The sequence below is a fragment of the Acidovorax sp. GW821-FHT09A11 genome, assembly GCF_059418365.1.
The window spans coordinates 101,812-119,586 of the sequence record NZ_JBWKPS010000011.1 but is presented as its reverse complement, the minus strand read 5'-3'; the positions used below and the strand labels follow the sequence as shown (position 1 = coordinate 119,586).

At 67.6% G+C, this 17,775-nt stretch carries 13 protein-coding genes; 4 read left to right on the top strand and 9 right to left on the bottom strand.

Annotated features, from left to right (window positions below; translation table 11 throughout):
• Positions 1-68: 68 nt before the first annotated feature.
• Positions 69-1,091: a phosphate ABC transporter substrate-binding protein PstS gene (gene pstS / locus AC07PV_RS21975; RefSeq protein WP_218297662.1), complete on the bottom strand. Its 1,023-nt coding sequence runs from the start codon at positions 1,089-1,091 to the stop codon at positions 69-71.
• Positions 1,092-1,358: 267 nt separating this feature from the next.
• Between pstS and AC07PV_RS21970 the strand changes: the two genes are divergently transcribed.
• Positions 1,359-2,837: a Ppx/GppA phosphatase family protein gene (locus AC07PV_RS21970; RefSeq protein ID WP_218297663.1), complete on the top strand. Its 1,479-nt coding sequence runs from the start codon at positions 1,359-1,361 to the stop codon at positions 2,835-2,837.
• Positions 2,838-2,899: 62 nt separating this feature from the next.
• Positions 2,900-3,457 carry a hypothetical protein gene (locus AC07PV_RS21965; RefSeq protein WP_218297664.1) on the top strand — a complete coding sequence of 186 codons (558 nt, stop codon included), beginning with the start codon at positions 2,900-2,902 and terminating at the stop codon, positions 3,455-3,457.
• A gap of 39 nt (positions 3,458-3,496) precedes the next feature.
• Here AC07PV_RS21965 and AC07PV_RS21960 read toward each other — a convergent pair whose 3' ends face one another.
• From AC07PV_RS21960 to AC07PV_RS21940, 5 genes are read right to left on the bottom strand one after another with little or no spacing between them, the layout of a single operon-like run.
• On the bottom strand, positions 3,497-3,961 hold the full coding sequence (locus tag AC07PV_RS21960) for a SixA phosphatase family protein (protein ID WP_218297665.1): 465 nt from the start codon (positions 3,959-3,961) through the stop codon (positions 3,497-3,499).
• Entirely contained in the window at positions 3,958-6,144 is a 2,187-nt protein-coding gene (gene ppk1, locus AC07PV_RS21955) for a polyphosphate kinase 1 (RefSeq protein ID WP_494631320.1), read from the bottom strand. The genes AC07PV_RS21960 and ppk1 overlap by 4 nt, the downstream gene beginning before the upstream one ends.
• 39 nt (positions 6,145-6,183) lie before the next feature.
• A complete protein-coding gene (locus AC07PV_RS21950) occupies positions 6,184-7,272 on the bottom strand; it encodes a glycosyltransferase family 4 protein (protein ID WP_494597405.1) in 1,089 nt (362 codons plus the stop codon).
• Entirely contained in the window at positions 7,269-8,138 is an 870-nt protein-coding gene (locus tag AC07PV_RS21945) for a UDP-2,3-diacylglucosamine diphosphatase (protein WP_218297668.1), read from the bottom strand. The genes AC07PV_RS21950 and AC07PV_RS21945 overlap by 4 nt, the downstream gene beginning before the upstream one ends.
• Complete coding sequence (locus AC07PV_RS21940; RefSeq protein WP_492807734.1) at positions 8,138-8,974, bottom strand: GNAT family N-acetyltransferase; 837 nt, start codon at positions 8,972-8,974, stop codon at positions 8,138-8,140. The genes AC07PV_RS21945 and AC07PV_RS21940 overlap by 1 nt, the downstream gene beginning before the upstream one ends.
• A gap of 202 nt (positions 8,975-9,176) precedes the next feature.
• Here AC07PV_RS21940 and AC07PV_RS21935 point away from each other — a divergent pair, with 202 nt between their 5' ends.
• Together AC07PV_RS21935 and AC07PV_RS21930 are read left to right on the top strand one after the other, a co-directional pair.
• Positions 9,177-12,128 carry a bifunctional diguanylate cyclase/phosphodiesterase gene (locus AC07PV_RS21935; protein ID WP_492807736.1) on the top strand — a complete coding sequence of 984 codons (2,952 nt, stop codon included), beginning with the start codon at positions 9,177-9,179 and terminating at the stop codon, positions 12,126-12,128.
• A 122-nt stretch (positions 12,129-12,250) separates the two neighbouring features.
• Entirely contained in the window at positions 12,251-14,476 is a 2,226-nt protein-coding gene (locus tag AC07PV_RS21930; RefSeq protein ID WP_492245441.1) for an EAL domain-containing protein, read from the top strand.
• A gap of 237 nt (positions 14,477-14,713) precedes the next feature.
• Here AC07PV_RS21930 and AC07PV_RS21925 read toward each other — a convergent pair whose 3' ends face one another.
• The 3 genes from AC07PV_RS21925 to glmM form a co-directional block, all read right to left on the bottom strand.
• Positions 14,714-15,751 (bottom strand): amino acid ABC transporter substrate-binding protein, encoded by a 1,038-nt coding sequence (locus AC07PV_RS21925; protein ID WP_218297672.1) that lies wholly within the window; start codon positions 15,749-15,751, stop codon positions 14,714-14,716.
• Positions 15,752-15,777: 26 nt separating this feature from the next.
• On the bottom strand, positions 15,778-16,341 hold the full coding sequence (locus tag AC07PV_RS21920; RefSeq protein ID WP_218297673.1) for a GNAT family N-acetyltransferase: 564 nt from the start codon (positions 16,339-16,341) through the stop codon (positions 15,778-15,780).
• A gap of 88 nt (positions 16,342-16,429) precedes the next feature.
• Positions 16,430-17,764 (bottom strand): phosphoglucosamine mutase, encoded by a 1,335-nt coding sequence (gene glmM, locus AC07PV_RS21915; RefSeq protein ID WP_218297674.1) that lies wholly within the window; start codon positions 17,762-17,764, stop codon positions 16,430-16,432.
• Between the last annotated feature and the right edge of the window lie 11 nt (positions 17,765-17,775).

The window sequence follows — 17,775 nt, the reverse complement described above, 5'->3', positions numbered from 1 at the left end:
AGGCCCCACAAACCAGCACCCATCAGCCAGACCAGCCGGCCGATGGGGGGTATTCTGGGGCAACTGGCTTACTTCTTGATCTGCGACCAGACCTTGGAGCGGATCTCGGCGGTCAGGCTGTCGGGCAGCGGAACATAGTCCAGTTCCGTGGCCATGCCCTTGCCGTTCTTGAACGCCCACTCGAAGAACTTCAGCACTTCGGCCGACTGCGCCTTGTCGGCGGGGTCCTTGTACATCAGGATGAAAGAAGCGGTGCTGACGGGCCAGCTGTCCGCGCCCTTGGCGTTGACCATCGAGATGCCCATGCCCGGCACGCTGAACCAGTCGGCGCTGGCGGCGGCGGCCGCAAAAGTCTTGTCGTCAGGGCTCACGTACTTGCCGTCTGCATTCTGCAGTTGCAGGAAGTTCATGTTGTTCTTCTTGACGTAGGCGTATTCCACGTAGCCGACAGCGCCCTTCACGCGGGTCACGTTGGCGGCCACGCCTTCGTTGCCCTTGCCGCCTACGGACGACGCGGCAGGCCACTTCACGGCCGCGCCCTTGCCCACGGAATCAGCCCACTCCTTGCTGACCGCCGACAGGTAGTCGGTCCAGTTGAAGGTGGTGCCCGAACCATCCGCGCGGTGTACCACGGTGATGTTCTGGTCGGGCAGGGTCTTGCCAGGATTCAGCGCGGCGAGCTTGGCATCGTTCCACTTGGCGATCTTGCCCAGGAAGATGTCCGCCAGCACGGGGCCCGTCACGCGCAGTTCGCCGGGCTTGAAGCCGTCCAGGTTGATCACGGGCACCGTGCCGCCGATGATGGCGGGAAACTGCACCATGCCGTCCTTGTCCAGGTCGGCGCCGGACACGGGCGCATCGGTGGCGCCGAAAGCCACGGTCTTGGCGCGGATCTGGCGGATGCCGCCGGAGGATCCGATGGACTGGTAGTTCAGGCCCGTGCCCGTTTCCTTCTTGTAGGCCTCGGCCCACTTGGCGTACATGGGGAACGGAAAGGTCGCGCCTGCACCGGTGATGTCCGCCGCAAAGGCACTGCCCACAGCCATGGTGGCCAGTGCGACAGCGACGGTTTTGAGAAATGTGCGTTTCATTATTCAGTACCTTTTGGCTAGGGTTAACAGGAACAGCACGAACTCTAGGCCCCCAAGATGACAATTCGGTGACACAAGGCACCCCGTCGCACAGAGCCGCCACACGGTCATCCAGCGCCGCGCGCACCGTCATGAATCTGTCACACGGTCCACGGACACTGGGCGGCTCGCGATCAGCACCCGCCTCCATGAGGGAGACGACGGGTGCCGCACCGATGCACCTGACGCTCGCGGTACGATGCCGAACGAAGCTCCCACCAGAAATACATGCAGAACGGCACACGCCTCGCCGCGGTCGACCTCGGCTCCAATAGTTTTCGCCTTGAAATCGGGCGCTATGAGTTCGGACATATCCAGCGGGTGGAATACCTCAAGGAAACCGTGCGCCAGGGCAACGGCCTCGATGAAGACCGCAATCTGACGCGCGACGCCATGGAGCGTGGCTGGGCCTGCCTGGCACGATTCGGGGAGCGGCTGGCGGGGTTTCCCCGTGCCCAGGTCCGTGCCGTGGCGACCCAGACGCTGCGCGAGGCACGCAATCGGGACGAGTTCCTGTCACGCGGCAGCGAGGTGCTGGGCTATCCGATCGATGTGGTGTCGGGCCCGGAAGAAGCACGGCTGATCTACCAGGGGGTGGCCCGCCTGCTGCCGCAATCCGACGAGCGCCGCCTGGTCGTGGACATCGGAGGGCGTTCCACGGAGCTCATCCTGGGCCAGCAGTTCACACCCTACTCCGTGGCCTCGTACCGCGTGGGCAGCGTGGCCTGGTCGCAGCGCTACTTCGCCAACGGCGAATTCACGGCCCAGGCGTTCCTGGCCGCCGAGATCGCGGCCAAGGCCGTGCTGGACGAAGCGCTGGAAACCTTCCGCCCCGAGACCTGGGACGTGTCTTACGGCTCCTCCGGCACCGCGGGCGCCGTGGGTGACATCCTGGCCGCCGCCGGCGGCCCGCAGGGCCTCATCACGCGGGACGGGCTGGGCTGGCTGCACGAGCGCCTGCTGCGCGCCCAGTCTGCCGACCGCGTGCGCCTGGAAGGGCTGAAGGAAGAGCGACGCGCCGTCATCGGCGGGGGAATCAGCGTGCTGCGCGCCGTCTTCGACCTGCTGGACATCGAGCACATGCAGGTGGCACAGGGCGCCTTGCGCCAGGGCGCCCTCTACGACCTGCTGGACAGAGAGCAACCCGGCACCGACCTGCGTACCACCACCGTCAATGGACTCATGCAGCGGTTTGGCGTGGACATGGAGCACGCGGAACGGGTGGCGCGCACCGCGTGTGCCCTGTTCGAGCAGGCCACGCCCGGCGACAGCGAGCGAGCGTCGCGCAAGCTTGACTGGGCGGCGCGGCTGCACGAGATCGGCTGCCGCATATCCCACAGCGACTACCACCGCCACGGCGCCTACATCCTGGACAACACCGATGCCGCCGGGTTTGCCGTTCCCGAACTGCATCGCCTGGGCGTGCTGGTGCAGGGACAGCGCGGCAAGGTGCGCAAGCTCGGCGCGGACCTGCAAGATCCTGTCTTCGTGCTGCAGCTGCTGAGCCTGCGCCTGTCCGTGGCGCTGTGCCATGCGCGCCGCGATCCGGACACGGCAGGCCTTTCATTGCAAGCCGAAGGGCCGCGTTTTCTCCTGCGCGCCCGCCCCGGCTGGGCTGCGGCCTTTCCGCAGTCTGCGCACCTTCTTCGCGAGGAAGTCCAGGCCTGGCAGAAGACGCCCTGGGAACTGGTGGTTGACCTTCCCTGAGCATTGGCAATAAACTATATAAACTGTTTATACCGTTTATTTATTGACCCACTGCCTTCATCATGACCACCACCAGCGCCACACCACCCGCCCCGTCCGCCCCCGCAGTCACAGCCACAGCGCCCGCAAAACCTGCCAAGCCCTCTGCCGCGGTAGCCGCCAAATCACCCGCCAAGGCAGCGGCTCCCGCCAAGCAGGCCAGGAAAGCGGGCGCGAAGCCCGCTGCTGCCGCCCCCAAGGCGAAAGGGGCCAGCTCTAAGAAGGCTGCGGCCGCGCCCCAGCCCGCCAAAGCAAAAGCACCCACGCCGCAGGCTGCCCCGGACACCAAGGCCAAGAAGCCCAAGCTGGTGCGTGACAGCTTTACCATCCCGAAGGATGAATACGCCGTCATCGAGACACTGAAGCAGCGCTCTGCGGCGCTCGCGCAGCCCGTGAAGAAGAGCGAGCTGTTGCGCGCCGGCCTGAAGGTGCTGGCGGCGATGTCCGACAGCGCACTGCGCACCGCAGTGCAGGCCGTGCCGTCCATCAAGACGGGACGCCCCAGGGCCCAAGCGGCCGCAGCCCCCGTCGCCGCGGCCGCACCGGCCGCCAGGACCGCCGCCAAGGCCACGCGCAAGTGAGCCGGTCTGCGCCGGGGACGGCCCCTGGCGCAACCGGCATCAAACAAACTCGGGCGACTGAACGGCGATCAGCAATGTCTGGCTTTGGTCCAGCCTCTGCCGCTGCCTCAGCCACCAGACCGAGCCCTTGCGCACGGCGCATTCCGAAGCCTGCAGTCCCATCAGCTGGGCGATGGTCTGCCCCAGCATGGGCTGGTGGCCCACGATCAGCACCGTGCCCTTGGCGCGCGGCCACTGTGCGAGGTCCAGCAGTTCCTGCGGCGTCCCGCCCGGCAGCAGCTCGGCCCGCATCTTGAACTTGCGCCCCAGGGCGCTGGCCGTCTGCTCGGTGCGCCGCGAGGGGCTGGCCAGCACGCGCAGGCCCTCGGGCAGCTGCCGGTCCAGCCATGCAGCCATGCGCGCTGCCTGCTTTTCGCCCCGCGGCGTCAAGGCCCGCGCCAGGTCATCACCCCCCTCAGCGGCTTCTTCCGCCTCCGCATGTCGCCACAGGATGAGATCCATCATGCTGTCCCTTGGTCGAGTTGCTCCGGGGAAGGGGCCGGTCCGTAGCGGACCATCAGGGCGTCCTGGGCGCCCACTCCGTCCTCGGGGCGGGGTGCCCGGTCATAGCCTCCCTGCGCATTCAGCGTCCATGCGTCCCGGTCATCGTGCAGGTAGGCCACCAGGCACTCGTCAACGATCTGCTGCCGCAGGCGCGGGTCCGTCACGGGCCAGGCCAGTTCCACGCGCCGCATCATGTTGCGGTTCATCCAGTCGGCACTGGAAAGGTACAGGTCCTCGTCGCTGCCGCAGCGGAAGTAGAAGACCCGCGTGTGCTCGAGGAAGCGGCCGATCACCGAGCGCACCCGGATGTTGTCGGTCACCCCGGGCACCTGGGCCGCGAGCATGCAGGCCCCGCGCACGATGAGGTCGATGCGCGCTCCGCGCTGGGCGGCCAGAATCAGCGCGCGCATCAAGGCTTCATCGGTCAGGGCATTCATCTTGGCCACGATGCGCGCATCCTCTCCCCGGCTCGCGGCCTGCCCCACCTGCTCGATCTTCTCCAGCATGCGCCGGTGCAGATGGAACGGCGCCAGCATCAGCTTGCGCAGCTTGGGCGGGCGGTTCTGGCTCGCGAGGTGGTTGAACACCCCGTCCATGTCCGCCGTGGTTTCCTCGTCGGCAGTGAGATAGCTCAGATCGGTATAGAGCCGTGCCGTGCGCACGTTGTAGTTGCCGGTGGACAGGTGCCCGTACCGCCTCAGCTGGCGCCCTTCCCTGCGCGTGACCAGCAGCATCTTGGCATGTGTCTTGAGCCCCACCACGCCATACACCACCTGCGCGCCAATCGACTCCAGCGCCTCGGCCCAGTTGATGTTGGCTTCCTCGTCAAAGCGGGCCTTGAGTTCCACGACCGCCATGACCTCCTTGCCCCGGCGCACGGCCTCGGTCAGCAGGTCCATGAGTTCGGAATCGCCACCGGTGCGGTAGATCGTCTGCTTGATAACGAGGACGTCGGGATCGTTGACGGCCTCGCGCAGGAAAGCGAGCAGTCCGTCGAAGCTCTCGAACGGCTGGTGGATGAGCACGTCGCGCTGGCGCAGCTGCTCCATGATGGACACTCCGGCCTGCAATTGCCGTGGCCAGGCGGAATTCCAGGTCGGAAACAGCAGGGCGGGCGCATCCACCAGGTCCACCAGCTGGGTCAGGCGCACCAGGTTCACGGGCCCGGGTACCCGGTACAAGGCGGCGGGGGGCAAGGCAAACTGCGCCAGCAAAAAGTCGGACAGGAATTGCGAACATCCCGCGGACACTTCCAGCCGGACGGCCTGCCCATAGTGCCTGTGCTGCAGGCCCTGGCGCAGGGCTGTCCGCAGATTGCGCACATCCTCCTCGTCCAGCGCGAGGTCGGAATGGCGCGTCACCCGGAATTGCGAGAACTCCGTCACCTCGCGCCCCGGAAAGAGCTCGTCCAGGTGTGCCCGCACGATGCTGGAAAGGCTCACGAAAAGCGCTTCCGAGGGTGCCACGCGGGCAGGCATGCGGATCAGCCTGGGCAGGGCCCTGGGAACCTTGACGATGGCGATCTCGTTCTCTCGCCCGAATGCATCGTGCCCCTTCAGGCGCACGATGAAGTTCAGGGACTTGTTGGCCACCTGGGGAAAGGGGTGCGCGGGGTCCAGCCCCACCGGGATCAGCAGCGGCCGCACCTCGCCCACGAAATACTCGTGGACCCAGCGCTTCTGGGCGGGCGAACGCTCCCCATGCCCCACGATCCGGATGCCATGGGCGGCAAACGCAGGCACCAGGGACTCGTTGTACAGCGTGTACTGCCGGTCCACCAGCCCGTGCACCTTGGCGGCCACGGCTTCGAAGGATGCCGTCGAATAAAGGCCCTGGGTCTCGCCTTTCTGGGCCGCGGTGATGTGCGGCGCGGCACGCACTTCAAAAAACTCGTCCAGGTTGGACGACACGATGCACAGGTAGCGCAGCCGCTCCAGCAGCGGCACATCCGTTCTCACGGCCCAGTCGAACACCCGTTCGTTGAACGCGAGGATGCTGTGGTCCCTGTCCAGGAACATGTGGGGCGGCGCCGCAGTGGGCGCGGCTGCCGGTGCGTGGCCCACGCCGCCGTCGCGTGGCGCCGGCGTGGCATCGGGCCTGTCACACGACAGGGCAACAGCGTCATCGGGGGGCAAGGGCAACATGGATACGCAAGCGCGACGAGTGCAGGATGGCTGCAGTATTTAACGCCCAGATGACAAAGATGTGACAGGCTCCGTGACAGTCACACGCGCCACGCCCTGTGTCCGGGCAGGAACCAGGTACTGCTCGAACAGCCGCGCGGCGTGGGCCCATGTGAAATCGAGCGCACGCGCCCGGGCGTCGGAGCGGGCAATCGCCAGCGCCTCCTGGCTTGCAGTCAGCAAATCGTCATGCAGCACGCCCCCCCGTGCCGGCTGGCCAGGATGTGCACCCAGCACTTCCATCGGCCCGTCCACGGGGAAAGCGGCCACCGGCGTTCCGCAGGCCATGGCCTCGAGCATGACCAGCCCGAAGGTTTCAGAACGGCTGGGAAACACAAAAACATCCGCCGCCGCATACACCTGTGCCAGTGCCGGGCGGTCCAGGATGCCCAGCCAGCGGACCTGCGGGTACCTGGCCTTCAGGCGCGCCTCCAGCGGGCCGACACCACACACCACCTTGGAGCCGGGCATGTCCAGCCGGAGGAAGGCCTCGATGTTCTTTTCGTACGAGATCCGTCCCACGTACAAGGCCACGGGATGGGCCAGGGCCCCCATGAGCGGGCTGGGGGTGGTGGCGCCGTGGAACGCGAAAGCCTGCGTGTCAACGCCATGGGTCCACAGGCGCAGGTTGCGAAATCCCCGGTGCTCCAGCATCTGCAGGACGCCGTGCGTCGGCACCATCACGCCCGATGACGGGCGATGGAAATGACGGAACAGCGCGTACCCCCATCCAAGCGGCACCCGCAAGGCCGCGTTCAGTATTTCCGGGAAACGGGTATGGAATGCCGTGGTGAATGCCAGGCCCTTGCGCAGGCAGTAGCGGCGCCCCGCCCAGCCCAGCGGTCCTTCGGTGGCCAGGTGGATGGCGTCGGGCTCCATCGCGTCCAGCATCCCTGCCACGCGCTGCGCGGGCCGCACGGCCAGATCGATCCCTGCATAGCCAGGGCACGGGCGCGTTGCGAACTGGCCGGGATGCAGCACCTGGACCGCGTGCCCGGCGGCTTCCAGCTCCCGCACCAGCTCCAGCAGCGTGGTGACGACCCCGTTGACCTGGGGAAGCCAGGCATCCGTCAGCAAGGCGATTTTCATAGGGCAACGGCGGCCTCGGTCCGCGATGTGTCGGCGAAGGGAGAAGCGGGCCACTGGAGCAGTTCCAGCCGGCCGTCCAGGTGTTCGACCAGCGCGGTGTGGCTTTCCACCCAGTCGCCGTCATTGCAATACAGGGTTCCGCCGATCTCCCGCATCTCCGCGCGGTGGATATGGCCGCACACCACGCCGTCATGTCCCCTGCGGCGCGCCTCGGCGGCCACGGCCACTTCAAAGTCGGTCACGTAGTTGAGCGCCTTCTTGACCTTGCCCTTCAGGTAGGCCGACAGCGACCAGTAGGGCAGCCCCATGCGGGCGCGCAAGGTGTTGAGGTGCCGGTTGAGCCGCAGCGTGAACTCATACAGGTTGTCCCCCAGGTAGGCCAGCCACTTGGCGCACTGGATCACTCCGTCAAAGTGGTCTCCGTGCGTGACCCACAGGCTGCGGCCGTCCGCCGTGGTGTGCACCGCCTCGGCCAGCACTTCGATGCCGCCGAACGAGTGGCCGACAAAGGCGCGTGCAAACTCGTCATGGTTGCCAGGCACGAAGACCACCCGGCATCCCTTGCGCGCGCGCCGCAGGAGCTTTTGCACGACATCGTTGTGGGCCTGGGGCCAGAACCACTTGCGGCGCAGCTGCCAGCCGTCGACGATGTCGCCCACGAGGTAGAGGTGGTCGCTGGGGTGGTGCTTGAGAAAGTCCAGCAGCGCGACCGCCTGGCACCCCGGGGTGCCCAGGTGCAAATCCGAAATGAAGACCGCGCGGTACCGGCGATGACCCGCCGCGAAGGCATGTGCGTCGTCGGCCATGTCCTCGTGGCCCACGGACGGTTCCATCCAGGGGCCCAGGGCATCGAACGCGGTGCGCATCAGGCCCCCAGGAAATGCTTGCGATAGCGGGGGTGCAGGTCCGCCAGGCGCATCAGCATCGGCAGGTCCGCGGTGTTGAAGTCCGGGTCCCAGGCTGGAGCGCCCAGCACGCGCGCGCCCAAGCGCAGGTAGCCCTTGATGAGCGCCGGGGGATCCACCGTGATCGAGCCGTCCAGCTGCTCGACGGGCAGCGGCAGTCGGGGAAGCACGTGGTATTCGATGGGAGCCAGGTGTGTCTTGCGCACCTGCTGCCAGATGCTCGCGGCCGCGTCGCCGCTGACGACGCCGTTGTGCAGCATGGGGATGCTGGCGCAGCCGATCATCGTGTCGAGCTGGTTGCGCACCATGAAGTCCGCCAGCGCGCTCCACAGCGCCATGATCACGCCGCCGTGGCGGTGGTCGGGGTGCACGCAGCTGCGGCCCAGCTCCACCATGCGCGGGCGCAGGGAGCGCAGCCGCGTCAGGTCGAACTCGGTGTCGCTGTAGGTGCCGCCGACGCGCCGGGCCTGTGCGGGAGTGAGCACGCGGTAAGTCCCAATGACTTGCTGGCTCTGGGCGTCGCGCACCAGCAGGTGCTCGCAATAGTCGTCGAACAGGTCCACGTCGTGGCCGGGGATGGGGGTCGTCAATCGAGCGCCCATCTCCGCCGCGAACACATCGAACCGCAACCGCTGCGCCTGGCGCACCTCATCTTCATGCCGCGCCCATGCCACCTCGATGGCCCCCCGCGCCGCCACCGGCTGCAGGGCGCCGGGCATGGCAGCCGTGCCGCGAAGCGGCCGCTGGGGAACGATTTCGGCGGACAGGGGCGGCGTCAAGGTGGGCAGCTCATTCATGGTGCAACATCTCCTTGTGTCAGGACGGGTTCGGCTGGAGGCCCCAACCATGGGCTGGGAACCGTTTCCCCTGGGCACGAGTGTGAAATTGCCGCGTGACGCCGCCATGTCGGCCGCATGTCAATCCCATGACAGCGGATCGCCGCGCAGAACCCCGCATCGACGCCAACGGGCCTGCATAATTGGTTCAGGAAACCGCACCGTGCACGCATCCGCCCCCACCCGCTCCCGAAGCCCTCTTGCGGGCTCGCTGATCGTGTTTGTTCTGGCGGCGGCCTGTGCCGGGGTGGTGGTGTGGGCCCTTGAGCGCCAGGAGCGCGCCCAGCACCGCACGCAGGTGACGGACATGGCGGGTGACCACGTCCAGGCGCTGCAACGCGCCATCGAGCTGGCCCTGTCGGCCAACAACACCCTGGTGGCGCTGGTGCGCCAGGGCCGGGGAGAGGTGACGCAGTTCGAGGAGATCGGCACGCAGATGCTGCCCTTCTACCCGGGCATCACGGCCATGGGCCTCTCTCCCGGGGGAGTGGTCAAACAGGTCGTGCCGCGCCAGGGCAACGAGAACTCCATCGGGTTCGACCAGCTCAACGACCCCCGGCAGGGCCCCGAATCCGCCAGGGCCCGGGAGTCGGGCCGGCTGACCCTGGCCGGCCCCATGGAGCTGGTGCAAGGCGGCCTGGGCGTGGTGGGGCGCCAGCCCGTCTACCTCGACGATGCCCAGGGGCACCGCGCCTTCTGGGGGTTCACCTACGTCACCATCCGCCTGCCCGAAGTGCTGGCCGCGGCGCGCCTGCCGCAGCTGACGCTGCGCGGCTACCACTACCGGCTGTGGCGCGTCCGGCCCGACACGGGCGAGGAACAGACCATTGCCGCATCCGACCCGCCCCCGGGCGCGGACGCGGTGGGCCGGTCGCTGACCCTGCCCAACGGGCAATGGACCCTGAGCCTGGTCCCCATCAAGGGCTGGGGCGACCCGGCCGTGCTGCTCATGCGCTGCGCGGTGGGCCTGCTGTTTGCCTTGATGATGACCTACCTGGCCCGGCTTCTTTTCGAGCTGAAGGCCCACGAGCGCGGGCTGGCCTATCAGGTGGCCCAGCGCACCTCGGAAATCCAGGCCACCCAGCAGCAGCTGCACGCCACCATCGACGCCATCCCGGACCCTCTCTTCGAACTCGACCAGGACGGGTTCTATTGCAGCGTGCACAGCCAGCGCGCCGAATTGCTCATGGGCCCCGCCGAAACGCTGGTGGGACGCAACGTGACCGAGGTGCTGCCAGCGCTGGCAGCCCTGTCGGTGCTGGACGTGCTGAGCGATGCCCAGGCGCAGGGCTGGTCCTCCGGGCGGCAGATCATGCTCGACCTGCCCGGGGTGGGCACCACGTGGTTTGAGCTGTCCGCCGCGCGCAAGGCCACGTCCCCGGGCGCAAAGCCACGGTTCATCCTGCTGTCGCGCGACATCACGGAGCGCAAGCGGTCCCAGGAGCAACTGCAGCTGACCGCCCAGGTGTTCGACCAGAGCAGCGAAGCCATCGTGATCGCCGACGCGGCCCATACGATCGTGCGCATCAACCGGGCTTTCACGCGGATCACGGGGTACACGGAAGCCGAGGCCGTGGGGCAGTCCGTGCGCCTGCTCACGGTCGCCCGGCCGGCAGACAACGCCAGCGCCGACGCCGTGTACGCACGGCTGTCCCAGGACGGCCACTGGGAGGGCGAGGCCTGCGGCCGCCGCAAGGACGGGTCCACCTACCCCCAGTGGCTGTCGGTCAGCAGCGTGCGCGATGGCAATGGCGTCGCCACGCACTCCATCACGCTGTTTCGCGACATCACGCAGCAGCGCGAGGCCCAGGACCGCATCCAGCGCCTGGCGCATTTCGACCCGCTCACGAACCTTCCCAACCGCGCGCTGCTGGCCGAGCGCGCGCAGCACCTCATTGCCAACGAGCAGGCGCGAGGCGGCACCCTGGCCATGCTGTTCCTGGACCTGGACCACTTCAAGAACGTCAACGATTCGCTGGGCCACCGCATTGGAGACATCCTGCTCGTGGCGGTGGCGCAGCGCCTTCAGTCCCTGCTGCGGCCTCAGGACACCGTCTCGCGCCTGGGGGGCGATGAATTTCTGCTGCTGCTGCCCGCCACCTCGGCACCCTCCGCGGCCGACATGGCAACCCGGCTGCTCGCGGCCATCGCCCAGCCGTTTCAGGTGGACCCGTACGAACTCACCACCACCTTGTCGGTGGGCATCGCGATGTATCCCGCCGATGGCGACTCGTTCGACACGCTGTACCAGCGGGCCGATGCCGCCATGTACCGTGCCAAGCAGAACGGACGCAACCGGTACGGTTTCTTCACCGCCGACCTCGAGGCGCGCACGGCGCGCGCCCTGCTGATCGAGAACGCCCTGCGCCGCGCGCTGGAGCGCAACCAGTTCGAACTGCACTACCAGCCCCAGGTCTCGCTCACCGCGCGCCAGGTGGTGGGGGCCGAGGCACTGCTGCGCTGGCGCCATCCCGAGCTGGGCATGGTGTCGCCGGCCGAGTTCATTCCGGTGGCCGAAAGCAGCGGCATGATCGTGGCGATCGGGGAATGGGTGATCCACACCGCGGTGAAGGACGCCAAACGCTGGCTGGATCTGCAGCTGCCCCTGCGGGCGGTGTCCGTGAACGTCTCCGCCGTCCAGTTCAGGCATCCCCAGCTACCCGAGATGGTCACGCGCTGCCTGGAACAGGCAGGCCTGCCCGCGCGCCGGCTGGAGCTGGAGCTGACCGAGGGCGCCGCGGTGGACGACCCCGCCGCCGCGCTCGCCATGATGGACCAGCTTCACGACCGCGGCGTGCGCCTGTCCATGGACGACTTCGGCACCGGATATTCCTCGTTGAGCTACCTCAAGCGGTTCCAGATCTACAAGCTCAAGATCGACCAGTCGTTCGTGCGCGATCTGGAAGACGATGCCAATGACCGGGCCATCGTGAGCGCCATCATCCGCATGGCGCAGGCCCTGGGCATGCAGACCACGGCGGAGGGGGTGGAAACCGACGGCCAGGTCGAGTTCCTGCAGGCCCAGGGCTGCGACGAGGGCCAGGGGTTCTACTTCAGCCGCCCCCTGCCCGCGCCGGAGTTCGAGGCGTACCTGCGCGCTCAGCGGGACCACTGAAGCCGACCCGACCCTGCACGGGAAAGGGCCGGACGCCCCGCCGAAAGGCTTGTAAGGGAGCGCTGCTACACTTTGGTACAAATTACCAAGGCCGCCTGGCCCTCCCGCCCGTACCGGTTTCCATGTCTGCGCCGTACAGCTCTCCAGAATTGCAGCGTCCTGGAGTTGCCACCGACACCCCCCTGCAACGCGCGCTGCGCGAACAGCAAACCCTGCTCGACAGTGCGGGCGTGGGCATTGTTTTCCTGCGCCAGCGCAGCGTGGTGCGCTGCAACCAGCGGTACGCCGAGATCTTCGGCTACGCCAGCGCCGAAGGGCTGGTGGGCCTCAACACCGAGGCGTTCTACCCTTCGCGCGATGCCTTTCGCGATCTGGGCCGCACCGCCTACCCGGTGCTCGCCCAGGGCCAGGCCTTCCGCGTGGAGCGCCAATTGCGCCGGCGCGACGGCTCCTTGTTCTGGGGCAGCCTGACGGGGCGGCTCATCAATCCGCACGACACGACCGAAGGCTCCATCTGGATCCTGGACGATATCGACGAGCAACGGCGCGCGCAGGCCGCGCTGGGCGCCGCGGTCCGCGAAAAACAGCTGCTGTTCGACAGCGCCATGGTGGGCATCGTGTTCCTGCGCGACCGGCGCCTGACCCGGTGCAACCACCACTTCGAGCAGATGCTGGGCTACCAGCCGGGGGAACTGGCGGGCAGCCCGTCGCGCCGCTGGTATGCCAGCGACGCCGCGTGGGAAGAAGTCGGCCGCCGGTGCTATCCGCAGCTGGCCGCCGGCCATTCGTACGAAGGCGAGCTGGAACTGTGCCGCAAGGACGGCACCCCCGTGATCTGCGAGGTGCGCAGCAAATCCATAGATCCCGCCGATCCATCGCAGGGCTCCATCTGGATCACCATGGACATCACGGAGCGAAAGCAGGCACAGGCCGTCCTGGCCAGCACGCACGAGGACCTGGAACGGCAGGTGCAGGACCGCACCCGCGAACTGCGCGAGACCGTGGACAACCTGCACCGCGAGATCAACGACCGCAAGGCCGACCAGGAGCGCATCTACTGGCTCGCCCACTATGACGCCCTCACGGGCCTGCCCAACCGCGCCCTGCTGTCCGAGCGCGCGCAGCAGGCCATCCGCGTGGCCCAGGAGGGCAACACGCCCCTGGCCCTGATCTTCCTGGACCTGGATCACTTCAAGCACGTGAACGACTCGCTGGGCCACCGGGTGGGCGATGCACTGCTGGTGGAGATCGCCAAGCGGCTGCGCGCCGTGGTGCGCGACAAGGACACGGTGTCGCGCCTGGGTGGCGACGAGTTCATCCTGCTGCTGCCCGGCGCCAATGCGCACGGCGCGGCCCGCGTGGCCGGCAAGCTGCAGGAGGCCTCGCGCCAGCACTACCAGATCGACCACCATGAACTGACCATGGCCCCGTCCATGGGCATCGCGCTGTTCCCCCAGGACGGCAAGGACTTCGACACCCTGACGCAGTCGGCCGACGTGGCCATGTACCGCGCCAAGCTCGACGGGCGCAACACATTCAAGTTCTTCACCCCGGAAATGCAGGCGCAGTCGGTGCGCGCGCTGCAGCTCGAAAACGCCCTGCGCCGGGCGCTGGAGCGCAACCAGTTCCACTTGCACTACCAGCCGCAGATGAGCCTGACCACCGGGGCCGTGCGCAGCGTGGAAGCCCTGCTGCGCTGGCAGCACCCGCAGCTCGGTGGAGTGTCGCCCGCCGAATTCATTCCCATTGCAGAAGACAGCGGGCAGATCCTGCAGATCGGCGAATGGGTGCTGCGCACCGCGCTCTCGCAGCTCAAGACCTGGCGGGCCTGCGGGTTCCCGGGCCTGACGATGGCCGTGAACCTCTCGGCCATCCAGTTCCGCCAGCCCCAGTTGCCCGAACTGGTAAGCCGCATGCTGGCCGAATTCGACCTGCCGCCGGATTGCCTGGAGCTGGAGCTGACCGAAGGCGTGGCCGTGGACGACCCGCATGCCGCGGTGGCCACCATGGACCAGCTGCACGCGCGCGGCGTGCGCATGTCGATGGATGACTTCGGCACCGGCTATTCATCGCTGAGCCAGCTCAAGCGATTTCAGATCTTCAAGCTCAAGATCGACCAGTCGTTCGTGCGCGACCTGGGCAACGACAACAACGACCGCGCCATCGTGAGCGCCATCATCCGCATGGCCCAGGCGCTGGGCATGCGCACCACGGCCGAAGGCGTGGAGACCGAAGGCCAATTGGCCTACCTGCGTGAGCAGGGCTGCGACGAGGCGCAGGGTTACCACTTCAGCATGCCGCTGTCGGCACCGGAGCTGGAAGCCTTCATGCGGCGGCAGCTGCATTGAGCCGGCCGGCCGGCAGCACGATCGTGCCGCGGCCCGGACCCGCCGGACCGGCTCTCACAGACCCGCCCGGGCAACAGGCCTCCACACGGGGAAATTTTGAATAAAATCAGCCCCTGACGCTTTATAGATAAGCGCGAGCAGCTATAAATATAATAGCAAATGCACTGTATTGCATTGCACTGCCGCGATGCCCGAGCTGTCGTCCGCACCGCGCGCGCAGATCCCTCCAGGCAACGCTCAGCGGATCGGAAAGGCGTACATCAGGCCCTGCCTGTTCCACAGGTTGTTGAGGCCGCGCGGCAGCGCCAACGCCGACTTCTGCCCGACGTTGCGCTCGAAGATCTCGCCATAGTTGCCGGTGGTCCTGACGGCGCGCAGCAGCCAGTCGCGGTCCAGGCCGAGCAGCTTTCCGGTGTCTTCCGAGGTTCCCAGCATGCGCTGCACCGCCGGGTGGCTGCTGCTGGTTTTCAGCTGGTCCGCGTTGGCCTGTGTCACGCCCTGCTCTTCGGCTTCGATGAGGCCGTAGATCACCCACTTGACCACCGCGAACCACTCGTCGTCCCCCCGCCGCACCATGGGGCCCAGAGGCTCCTTGGAGATGAGCTCGGGCAGGATGGTGTGCGTTGCCGCGCCTTGCGGAACGCCGCTGCGCAGGGATGCCAGGCCCGAGGCATCGGTGGTGAACGCGGAGCAGCGCCCCGACAGGTAGGCCGACGTTGCCGCGTCCACCTTCTCGAACATCACGGGCTTGATGTCGAGGTCGTGGGCACGGGAATAGTCGGCCAGGTTCTTTTCCGTCGTGGTGCCTGACTGCACGCACACGGTCTGCCCCTTGAGCTGGCGGAGGTTCTTGATCTTGCTCCTGGCCGGCACGATGAAGCCCTGGCCGTCGTAGTAGGTCACGGCCGTCTGGTGCAGGCCCAGCGATGCGTCGCGCGCCAGCGAGAATGTGGTGTTGCGCGAAAGCACGTCCACCTCGCCGGATTGCAGCGCGGTGAAGCGCTGCGGCACGTCCAGCGGCACGTACTTGACCTTCTGGCCGTCGCCCAGCACCGCGGCCGCAAGCGCCCGGCAGATGTCGACGTCCAGGCCCGACCACCGGCCACTGGAGTCCGCGATCGCAAACCCGGCCAGCCCGGTGTTGACGCCGCACACCACCTGCCCGCGCGCCCGGATGCCGTCAAGCGTCTTGCCCGCATGGGCAGCGGGCGCCGCGAGCAACGCCGCCAATGCGGTGGCGCCCACCGCGGCGATCTGGCCCAGAGATGTCTTCATACGGTCTTGTCTCCCGGAAAAGTGATTCAGAGTACCGCGGGTGGCACAGGCCCTGCCCCGTCCAGCATCTTCTGCAGAAACTGCGCCTGTCCCATGCTGGGGTCCAGCGTGTAGGCGGCGAAGCCTTCCCGTTCGTACGCGCGCAGGGCGCTGCGGTTGCCCGAAAGCACTTCCAGCGTGAGCTTGCAGGCACCCCGCTCGCGCGCCAGCGCCTCCACCGACTGCAGCATGCGCTGGGCAATGCGGTGGCCGCGCCAGCCGGGGGCCACCACCACGTCATGCACGTTGACCAGGGGCCGGCAGGCAAAGGTCGAAAAACCCTCCAGGCAATTGACCAGCCCCACGGGCACCTCGCCGTGCGGCGCCGCGGCGTCGGCCGCCCATGCGATCACGCTGAAAGCCTGGGGCCTGCGCCGCAAGGCTTCGGGCAGGCCGCGCAGGACCTCGGCGCTGAGCGGCGCGCCTCCCCCCGCCACGTCCTTCGCATAGCTGTCGAGCAGTTCGACCAACGCCCGGGCTTGGCGGGCATCGCCATAGTCCACGCGCCGGACGGTGATGGGAGTGAGAGCATCGGTGGTGGTGGAAGGCATCAGCAACGGTTCCAGGCTGGCGGCAAAGACAGCAGCGTAGTCGATCGCACGGCGCGCCCCACAGTGGCGATGGCGCGCGGCGCCACCATCAGCCGGCACGGGCCGCGTCGGCCAGCTTCTGCGCACACGCGCTGGCCTGCTGCGCATCGCGCGCCTCGACCATCACGCGCAGCAGCGGTTCGGTGCCGCTCGCGCGGATCAGCACCCGGCCCGTGGCGCCCAGCTCCTGCTCCACGGCGCGGGTGGTCTCCTCCAGGCGGCGGTTGGACTTCCAGTCCTGCCCGGGCGCCAGGCGCACATTGAGCAGCACCTGGGGGTAGAGCGTGATGTCCGCCAGCAGCTGCGCCAGCGTGCGCCCGCTGCGCACGCTGGCCTGCAGCACCTGCAGCGCGCTCACCAGGCCGTCGCCGGTGGTGTGGCGGTCCAGCGCGAGCAGGTGGCCCGACCCCTCGCCGCCCAGCACCCACTGGTGCCGCGCCAGCTCTTCGAGCACATAGCGGTCACCCACCTTGGCGCGCACAAACTTCACGCCCCGGGCCTGCAGCGCCACCTCCACCGCCATGTTGGTCATCAGGGTGCCGACGACGCCGGGCACATGCTCGTCACGGCCCATGCGGTCCGACGCCATGAGGTACAGAAGCTCGTCGCCGTTGTACAGCCGCCCGGTGGCATCCACGATCTGCAGCCGGTCGGCATCGCCATCAAGCGCGATGCCGTAGTCGGCGCGGTTGGCGCGCACGGCGCGCACGAGCGCGTCAGGGTGGGTGGCGCCCACCTCGTGGTTGATGTTGAGGCCATCGGGCGAGCAGCCAATCGACAGCACCTCGGCACCGAGTTCGTGAAAGACCTTGGGCGCCACCTGGTACGCCGCGCCATGGGCCGCGTCCACCACGATCTTGAGGCCCTTGAGGGTCAGGTCCTGCGGGAACGTGCTCTTGCAGAACTCGATGTAGCGGCCCGCGGCGTCATCGAGCCGGCGCGCCTTGCCCAGGCTGGCCGAGTCGGCCCACACCGGGGGCTCTGCCAGGGCGGCTTCGACCGCCTGCTCCCAGGCGTCGGGCAATTTGGTGCCCTGGGCGCTGAAGAACTTGATGCCGTTGTCGGGGTAAGGGTTGTGACTGGCACTGATGACGACCCCCAGGCTCGCGCGCTGGGCACGGGTCAGGTACGCGACACCCGGGGTCGGCAAGGGGCCCAGCAGCACCACGTCCACGCCGGCGGAATTGAAACCCGACTCCAGCGCACTCTCCAGCATGTAGCCTGAAATGCGGGTGTCCTTGCCGATCAGCACCGTGGGCCGGTCCTCGGCCCTGCGCAGCACGCGCCCGACGGCATGGGCCAGGCGCAAGACGAAATCCGGGGTGATCGGAGGTTGCCCGACGGTGCCACGGATACCGTCGGTTCCAAAGTATTGGCGCGTCATGTTCTGGTGTC